Annotated in this window: 8 protein-coding genes and 2 pseudogenes; 4 read left to right on the top strand and 6 right to left on the bottom strand. The window is 68.8% G+C overall.

Annotated features, from left to right (window positions below):
• Together ABZ646_RS34175 and ABZ646_RS34170 are read left to right on the top strand one after the other, a co-directional pair.
• A pseudogene (locus tag ABZ646_RS34175) lies at positions 1–279 on the top strand (TetR/AcrR family transcriptional regulator); the annotation flags it as partial.
• Positions 280–477: 198 nt separating this feature from the next.
• Positions 478–1,248, top strand: coding sequence for a methyltransferase domain-containing protein (locus ABZ646_RS34170; RefSeq protein ID WP_360527691.1), 771 nt, complete (start codon positions 478–480; stop codon positions 1,246–1,248).
• A 114-nt stretch (positions 1,249–1,362) separates the two neighbouring features.
• Here the strand turns inward: ABZ646_RS34170 and ABZ646_RS34165 are convergent.
• Positions 1,363–1,602: pseudogene (locus ABZ646_RS34165) on the bottom strand (IS5/IS1182 family transposase); the annotation flags it as partial.
• 239 nt (positions 1,603–1,841) lie between these two features.
• On the opposite strand from ABZ646_RS34165, the gene ABZ646_RS34160 reads away from it, so the two are divergent.
• The gene (locus tag ABZ646_RS34160) at positions 1,842–2,150 is read left to right on the top strand and encodes a hypothetical protein (protein WP_319337573.1); all 309 of its coding nucleotides are present in this window, start codon (positions 1,842–1,844) and stop codon (positions 2,148–2,150) included.
• A 262-nt stretch (positions 2,151–2,412) separates the two neighbouring features.
• Here ABZ646_RS34160 and ABZ646_RS34155 read toward each other — a convergent pair whose 3' ends face one another.
• The 5 genes from ABZ646_RS34155 to ABZ646_RS34135 all read right to left on the bottom strand — a co-directional run bounded on the left by ABZ646_RS34155 (position 2,413) and on the right by ABZ646_RS34135 (position 7,460).
• Positions 2,413–3,435 (bottom strand): NAD(P)H-binding protein, encoded by a 1,023-nt coding sequence (locus ABZ646_RS34155; RefSeq protein WP_319337570.1) that lies wholly within the window; start codon positions 3,433–3,435, stop codon positions 2,413–2,415.
• A 355-nt stretch (positions 3,436–3,790) separates the two neighbouring features.
• Entirely contained in the window at positions 3,791–4,726 is a 936-nt protein-coding gene (locus ABZ646_RS34150; RefSeq protein ID WP_360527687.1) for an alpha/beta hydrolase, read from the bottom strand.
• A 124-nt stretch (positions 4,727–4,850) separates the two neighbouring features.
• Positions 4,851–6,092, bottom strand: coding sequence for an FAD-dependent monooxygenase (locus ABZ646_RS34145; protein ID WP_319337565.1), 1,242 nt, complete (start codon positions 6,090–6,092; stop codon positions 4,851–4,853).
• Between the two features lie 252 nt (positions 6,093–6,344).
• Positions 6,345–6,491, bottom strand: a complete 147-nt coding sequence (locus tag ABZ646_RS34140; RefSeq protein ID WP_319337563.1) for a hypothetical protein — start codon at positions 6,489–6,491, stop codon at positions 6,345–6,347.
• Positions 6,492–6,518: 27 nt separating this feature from the next.
• Positions 6,519–7,460 (bottom strand): alpha/beta fold hydrolase, encoded by a 942-nt coding sequence (locus ABZ646_RS34135; RefSeq protein WP_319337559.1) that lies wholly within the window; start codon positions 7,458–7,460, stop codon positions 6,519–6,521.
• Positions 7,461–7,754: 294 nt separating this feature from the next.
• Between ABZ646_RS34135 and ABZ646_RS34130 the strand changes: the two genes are divergently transcribed.
• On the top strand, positions 7,755–8,194 hold a 440-nt coding region (locus ABZ646_RS34130; protein ID WP_360527681.1), incomplete at its 3' end, for a TetR/AcrR family transcriptional regulator.

Raw genomic sequence — 8,194 nt, 5'->3', positions numbered from 1 at the left:
GCCAAGATGGCCCTGGAGATCGGCGCCTCCGACCCCGAGGTCAAACGCCTGGCCAACGACTGCTTCTCCGTGGTCCGGGCGGCGGTGGCCGAGTGCGTGCGAGCGGCGCAGCGCAACGGCGACATCGACCCCGACGCGGACCCCGACGACCTCGCCTACCTGCTGCTGACCGTCATCCGCGGCAGCGATGTCGTGGGAGCGTACGGCCACAGCCCCGAGCGCCTGACCTCGATAGCTGAGAGCGCGTTCGCCCTGCTGCCTCGCCCGCACCACCACTGACAAGGGCACGGCGCCGTCCGCGCCGTAGCGGCGGCGTCACCCTGCGTCCCGTACGGGGTGCAGCAGGCCCATCGACTCCCACTACCGCAGGACGTGCGTGCGAGACCCAACCGTGCCGCGAAAGCGCCGATGCTCATCGCGCTCGCGCCGTTGTCTCCGCTCGACTTCATGTTGACATCAAGTCGGAGCCTGGCGTCCATGTCCAAGAACCAGGAAGCTGTGGAAAAGCACCGAGACACCGAGGCCATGCTGGCCCTGCTCGACGCGATGGACCAGATGCCGAGCGCAAGCCTGCTGCGGGCCCGCTCCTATGAACTGTTGTCTCTTGTCCCAGGCTCGTCTGTCGTGGACATCGGCTGCGGTGCCGGGCGGGCCGTCGCCGAGTTGGCCGAGCGTGGCGTCCACGCGGTGGGGGTGGATCCCGATCCGTGGATTCTGGCCGCGGCCCGGGAGCGGTGGCCGGAGGCCGAGTTCTGGGAGGCGGGGGCGGAGGATCTACCGTTCGCCGACGGAAGCGTGCGCGGCTACCGTGCCGACAAGGTCTTCCAATTTCTTCAGGAGCCGTGGCGCGCGGTGGCGGAAGCGCGGCGCGTCCTCTGCCCGGGCGGCAGGATCGTCCTGGTCGGGCAGGACTGGGACGCCATCATGGTCGACTCTGATGACGCGGCGCTCACCCGCACGATCGTGCACGCCCGTGCCGACCTCCTGGGCACGCCCCGCGCCGGCCGCCAGTACCGCAACCTGCTCCTGGACGGCGGCTTCAACGACGTCACCGTCGAGGTGCACACGAGCGTGTTCACCGATCGTGCGATGCTGTCGTTGGCCACCATGCTCTCCGAGGGGGCCTGCACGAGCGGTGCGGTCGGCCGTGGCCAGGCCGATGAGTGGGTCGCCGAACAGCGCCGACGCGCCGAGGCCGGCCGCTTCCTCATCGCCATTCCGTTCTTCGTGGCTGCCGCCTCCGCCTAGAGAGCAGATGGAGCACGGGCTGCGGGGATCCGCTTGACCGGGGAACGGTGACCACGCCTGTCAGGCACTAGCGGCCGATGTGGGTTTCCTTGGCCAGCTGGGGGTGGCCGCCTTCCGTGCGAGACGCCTGGTCATGAGGGTGATGACAGCCCAGGTGATCAAGGTCTCAGTACTGGATGAGCCGTTCTTAGTCCCGGGCATGGCGGCGTGCGTGCATCGTCCACGCGACGACCTGTCGACGCCCCGGCGGCGGGGCAGCATGACGAAGCCAGAGGCGTCCTTGGGGCGGCTGACCGGCTTGACGGTCAGGTTGAAGTGCTGTTTCGCCCAGTCGACGAGCTTTCCGGTGTAAGCGGGCGAGGGCGGCGAGGGCCGGGACGAGCAGATGCCCGAGGAGAACGCGGCGATCGTCACCGGCCCCGTCGAACGGCGGGTCGGCTCGGCGAGTTCACGGCGGGCCTCTGCCTGGTCGTTGAGTACGACGGCGACGATCCCGATCCGCACGAGCAGTGGCACGACCTGGCGTCCGCGTCGGTCGCCGACGACGAGTACCGCGTGGTCACCCCCGCCGGCTGGTCACTGTCGCCCGCGCAATGAAGGACAAAGGCGTCCCCGTCCCCGAGATCGCGAAGAAACTGACCCTCAAGACCGGTAAGAACGTCGGACAGCACCCCTCGGTCGCCTCCGCCGTCTGTCGCGCGCTCGCCGAAGCCGAGGAGACCGGCGCCGCGGCCGGGCCCGAGATCATCGCCCTGCGCCGGCCGACCCGCGTGGAGCTCACCGGGCCCGGAAGCAGCACCACCGACGCGGTGGGCACCGTCGTGGAACAGACCGAGGACCAGGCGAACGACGTCGTGGCCGCGCTGCTCGCGCACACCCGACACCAAGGGGAGCACGCGTGATCCCCTTGGTGTCGCACCGTGCGAAGGGCCGCGGGGCACTCGGAGCCGAACGCCCTGGCCAAATCGGCCCGTTCGGCCGCTGGCCCGATCCCCGCGAGGACGAGGGCCACGACGAGTCCGACGAGGAAGATCCGGCTCCGAAAGTTACTCAGGGTTTATTTGTCACCTGGTTCGCCGCTCGTCAACAGTGGCCCTTGTTCGCCCGCCCCGACGCCTGAGAGCGGCACCGCAGGCTGAGGACTCCGGTGTGGATCCGGAGCGCTCACTGGCTCGGGGCACCCACCAGTTCGCGCAGGCGAGTGTTGTTCTGCAGCACCCACCGCAGGGTCCGCGGTGCGCGCCCGAGCAGGGTTTCCAGTTGGTCGGAGACTTCGTCGTACCGCCCGCTGGCGATCAGACTGGTCTGGATCCTCAGGTGCGCCGCCACGTGCCGGGCCGTACCCGGGTCGCCCAGGTCCTTCTGCAGTGCGGTCTCGTCGAGGAAGGCATCTTGCCAGGCCTCCAATTCCTCAGGGATGTAGACGACCTGGCGTCCCAGCACGGCTGCGTAGTCCTCAGCGAACCCGTACATGTCCTTCAGCTCCGGGCCGGTGAGCGCGTAGGACTTCGAGATGTGCGGTGCGGGGTCGACCAGCACCTTCACGCACACCTCTGCCACGTCGTGCACGGCGATGGGCGCGAGCCGCTGGTTGCCGAAGGGCAGGCGCAGTTCACCGTTGCTCAGCGGGCCCGCCAGCATCCAGGTCAGATGGGGGTTCTCGGCGAACAGGGTCGCACGCACGTTGATGGTCGGGAGGCCGGACCACTCCAGCACCCGCTCGCAGACCCAGTGCGCCCGCTGCTGCGGTGACCAGTCCGTGACCAGTCCGCCGAGCCAGGAACGCCGCTCCTCATCCGGTGCGGTCATCTTCTCGAACGTCATGTACGACTGCTCGTGGTTGGACATGTGCACGAAGGCCTCGATGTCGCCCTGGGCTCGCGCCGCCGTGGCCATCAGGGTGAGGGCATCGACGTAGTACGGCTGCGGGGTCATGCTGAAGTAGATGCGCTTGACACCCTTCAGCGCGGCGGCCACGTCCGCGAGTTTGAACAGGTCACCGACGAAGACCTCGGCCCCGGCCTCGCGCAGCGACTGCGCGCGTTCGTCGTCCCGTCGCACGAACGCGCGCACCGGGTGGCCCTGTTCGAGCAGCATGTCGATCATCACCCTGCTCACGCCACCGACGTGACCGCCGGCGCCGGTGATCAGAATGGGATTGCGCTCCGACACTGTTGTGTCCTCCATCTGGTTGGGGTGAGTCGGCCGTTCAGGAAGCCGAAGATGTGAAGTCGGCCAGACGGGCGAGGAAGTCGAGGAGTGTGGCATTGAGCTCGGCGCGACGCTCCTGCTGCCTGCTCGCTGGGCATGACTGAAAGCCGTCTGGAATCTGATGGGTTTCCTCGCCGGTGAAGGTGAGGCGAGTGGGTGGCGGGCTGGGAGTTCAGGGCTTCGAGATCATCCTGTGGCCGCTTCGGGGCTTGCTTCGGCGGTCTTCTGGAGGACCGCGTCGGTGTCCGCGAGGACCAGCATCTTGTTGATGTCGGCGCCGACCAGTGCGCCGCCCGCTGCGGAGGCCCCGACCTGGGCGGTCGGAGGAGGGTCAGCTGTTCAGGAAGCCCAGGATGCGATCGGCGACCGCCTTGGGCTGTTCGACGTGCGGGAAGTGCCCCGCGCCGGGTATGACGATGCGTTCGAAGCCGTTCGTGAACAGGTCGTCCATGCCGTCGCTCAACTCCACGGCAAAGCAGTTGTCATCGGCGCCGTGGAGGTAGAGCGACGGGACGGTGATGGCGCCGAAGGCCCGGGCTTGCAGGGACTGGGTCGCCTCGTCCGCGGGGGGCGTGAACAGCTGGCGGTAGTAGCCCAGGACCTCGGTCAGGACTCCTGGAGCACCCAGGGTTCCCTTGAGCGCGGCACGCTCCGCGTCCGGCAGCTCGTAGCCGGGTGACCATTCCCGCCAGAGCCGGTCGATGAAGGCGAAGCCGTCGTGCGCGACGGCCGCCTCCGCCAAGGCTGTCTGGAAGAAGAACATGTACCAGCTGCGTCGCTGCTGGTCACCGTCGGTGACCAATGCGTTCATCAGTTGACGGCCATGGGGAGCCGCCATGGTGACAAGCTTGCGGACACGCCTCGCGTCGAGGCTCGCAGCCCCGTACGCCGCCGCGGCTCCGAAGTCGTGGCCGATGAGATCCGCCTGCTCGCGCCCGAGCGCCTCGATCAGGGTCAGGACGTCCTGGCCGGTCGAGGCAACGCGGTAGGAGCCGTCGGGGGCCGCGCCGCCGGGCCAGTATCCGCGCTGTGCGGGCGCGACCGCCCAGTACCCTTCCTGCGCAAGGCGGTCGAGGACCCCTGCCCAGCTGGCGGCATGGTCGGGAAACCCGTGGAGGCACACCACGAGCGGCCCGCTGCCGGCCTCAAGGATCGGCACCTCCAGTCCGCCTGCCTGCACCGTCCGATGCCGGACGCGGTCGCTCGCCTGGGACCCCCTGGCCGGGGAGTCCTCACCAAAGGGCGGTCGCTGGGTCATCTGTGTCATGAGTTCAACCCCCAAGCCGCCTTCGCGGCGTCGCGGTCCGGCAAGCCCGGACCAAGTAGCAAGTAAGCGGCGAGTTGCGGGCCCGGACGACCTCGTTCTCCCGCTCGTATTCGAGGGACTCCACTCACGCTGCAGCGGCGGCGATATCCAGACTTTTCATCCGCGCCCTGTTGGCCATCACCTTGGCGAGCAGCCGGCCGGCGATCGGCAGCCGGGAGACGCGGATCATCACGGACCGAAGCAGCAACTCGGCGCGGTTGCCCGGGGTGAGGAAAGCGCGCATGCTCACAGCGTTGCCGAGGTGGTGGGCGATGAACGGGCGCAGGTGGTCCTCCCAGTCCTGCAGCGCTCGTGGCACGTCGTGGGGGTGGCGTTCCAGCATGGTGCCGAGCAGGTCCGCCCCGGCCAGGCCGGTGGATGCCCCCATGGCGGAGTAAACGGTCAGGCACCACGCGGCGTCGCCGACGAGCACGACTCGGCCGCGGTGCCAGTGGTCGAGGTGCACCTGCTCGGCGGAGTCGAACAGGTGGTCCGGGGCCTTCTCGAACTGGTCGAGCAGCCAACCGAGCGTGGAGCCGGTGGGCTCGGGACCGTAGGCGGCGCGCAGCGAGTCGATGGCCGGCCGGGTGAACTCGGCGTCCACGTCGTCGGTGCGGTAGGAGAACAGCACCGACGGCGGACGGTTGGCGAACGGGAACACCCACACCGATCGGCCCGCCTCGGCCATGGTCAGCCCGTCCTGTGCGCGGTAGCCGGGTATCGGCTCGGGCAGGCTGTACACGGCGATCATGTAGTTCAGCCGACGGATCGGGCTCTGCTCGGGCTCGAACGCAAGCCGGCGCACCGTCGAGCGCAGTCCGTCTGCCCCGACCACCAGGTCGAACCGTTCGACGGTCGTCGTCTCCGTCGTCAGGTCGCGGATCTCGACGTCCACCCCGTCGGGGTTCTGGTCCAGCGCGATCGGCACGGTCGAGTACCGGATCTCGACCTCGTCGGGCAGGGCGGTGAAGGCCGCTTCTTCGACGTCGCCCCGCACCACCAGTCGAGACCCGGGGAACACATCGGCGTAGCTCACACCGAGGCGGCGCCGGCCCGTACGGACGACGTCGTAGTTCACGCCATCCGGAGCGAGGCGATCCGGCACCGCATCGGCGAAGCCCAGCCGTTCGGCGGCGGCGAGCCCGGTCCCGAACACGGCGATGAAGTATCCGCCGCGGCGCCGCTCGGGGGCCTTCTCCAGCACCACCACGTCCCAGCCCGCGCGATGCAGTCGCAGCGCGGAGGCGGTCCCGCTGATCCCGAGGCCGACCACCAGGGCCCGCGGTCGCGATGTCGTGTTCTTGTCCATGGGATTGCGCTCCGACATGGTCGTGTTCTCCATCTGGTGGGGGGCGGTGGGGGCGGCCGTTCAGGAAGCTCAGGATGTGGAGTCGTCGAGGCGGGCGAGGGCGTCGAGGAGTGGGGCGTTGCCTCGGCGGGAAGCTCCTGCTGCTTGCTTGCTTGGCATGGCTGAAACCGTCTGGAAACTGATCGGTTATCAGACGGGAAAACCGGCCGGTTTCCTCGCCGGTGAAGGTGAGGCGAGTGGGTGGCGGGCTGGGAGCTCAGGGCTTCGAGATCATCGTGTGGCCGCTTCGGGGCTTGCTTCGGCGGTCTTCTGGAGGACCGCGTCGGTGTCCGCGAGGACCAGCATCTTGTTGATGTCGGCGCCGGCCGCTGCGGAGGCCCCGGTCTGGTCGACCAGATCGGTGGCGTTGCCGACCACCCATACACCCGCAGAGCCGTTCGGCCTTCAGGTGCGCGCGGATGTCTGCAGGAACAGCTCAAGGAGTGCCAGCAGCGTCTCGGGAGCGTCCTCGGTCGGGAAGTGGCCGGCGCCCGGAATCTCGACCACGGGTGCGTCGGGGTAGCTGAGCCGGAACGCCGGGATCACGTACTGGGGCAGCAGTGCGGTGTCCCGCATCCCGACCGCCAGCATCGCCGGCACGGCGCGCAGCGCGGCGACGGCTTCCATGGGCGGCGGCCCGGGCGGGGGACCCTGGGGGCCCTCCAGGACCTGCCGGGGGAAGGCGATGACACCGCGGCACTCCGCCGGGGTCGGGAAGGGGCTGGAGTAGGCGCGGATCCAGGTCGGCGTGGCGATCTCGGGCCGGGCGACATGCTGCAGGTCGATCATCAGGTGGGCGATGGTGTGACCCGCGTTGCCCAGGATCTGCTCGAACGAACCGTCCGAGAGCGCCGAGTGGGCCCACTGGAACCACCGGCTCTCGACGCCGTTGGCCTTCATGAGAGGGGCGATGTCGTCTGCGAGCGGCAGCACGGTGTTCGTGGCGAAGATCCGGGAGATCCGGTCGGGGTGACGCAGCGCGAACCCGGTGCCGATGGGGCCGCCCCAGTCACGGAGCACCAGGGTGATGTCCGTCAGGTCGAGCGTGTCGACGAGCAACGATTCGAGATTCAGGATGTGTTCGCTCGCGTCGTACGTGCGATCCTGCGGTGTCTCGCTCTTGCCGAAGCCCATGTGGTCGGGAACGACCACGCGATGGTGACGCGACAGTGGCCCGATCAGGTGGCGCCACTCGTAGCCCCACGTGGGCTCGCCATGCAGCATGACGATCGTCTGATCGGGCCGTGATGGGCCCTCGTCGACATAGTGCTGGCGGAAGCCGGCAGCCTCGTTGAAGCGGGCGGGATACGGCCACGTGCCGTCGAACGTCTCGTCAGCAGCAATCACGGGATATCGCGCCTTCCGGTGCGGTGTTGTCCGCACTGACCGCGGTCACGAGGTCCTCCGAAGTATCGGTTCTGAAGCAGCCTTCACCGGCTGGCTCGTTCTTGCGCCGAGCTGCGCGCCACGCCCCGAACGTCATGAAGCCAACCTCCAAGCCGCCTTCGCGGCGTCACGGTCCTGCCCGCCCGGACCAAGCCGGTCCGGTGAGCTCAGGATGGTTGTGTACTGGACAGTCGGAAACCTAGGCAGTTCTGTACTGGGTTGTCAAATACGGAGGGCCGGCTTTACCTTCGGCGCATGGCGAGACCACGAAGCTTCGACCGCGACCACGTCCTGCATGCCGCCGAGCGTCAGTTCCGCACCTCCGGCTACAACGGCACGAGCGTCGACGACATCAGCGCCGCCACCGGCCTGGGACGCGGCAGCCTCTACGGCGCGTTCGACGGCAAGCACGGCGTGCTGCTGGAAGCGATGTCCGGCTACTTCGGTCGGCTGGCGCAGGGTCCGCGGAAGATGCTCGACGGACCGGACGAGGGCGCCCTGGAGCGACTGCACGCGTACTTGCTCCGCGCCGTCCACGGGGTGCCCCTCGCCGCCGACGTACCCCCCGCCTCCGACCGGGCGGGGGCGGCCTGCTTCGCCGCCAAGATGGCCCTGGAGATCGGCGCCTCCGACCCCGAGGTCAAACGCCTGGCCAACGACTGCTTCTCCGTGGTCCGGGCGGCGGTGGCCGAGTG

This window comes from Streptomyces sp. NPDC007162 (genome assembly GCF_040634175.1).
Classification (GTDB): Bacteria; Actinomycetota; Actinomycetes; order Streptomycetales; family Streptomycetaceae; genus Streptomyces.
The sequence above is the reverse complement of the archived record's forward strand: the minus strand, read 5'-3'. Positions and strand labels throughout refer to the sequence as shown.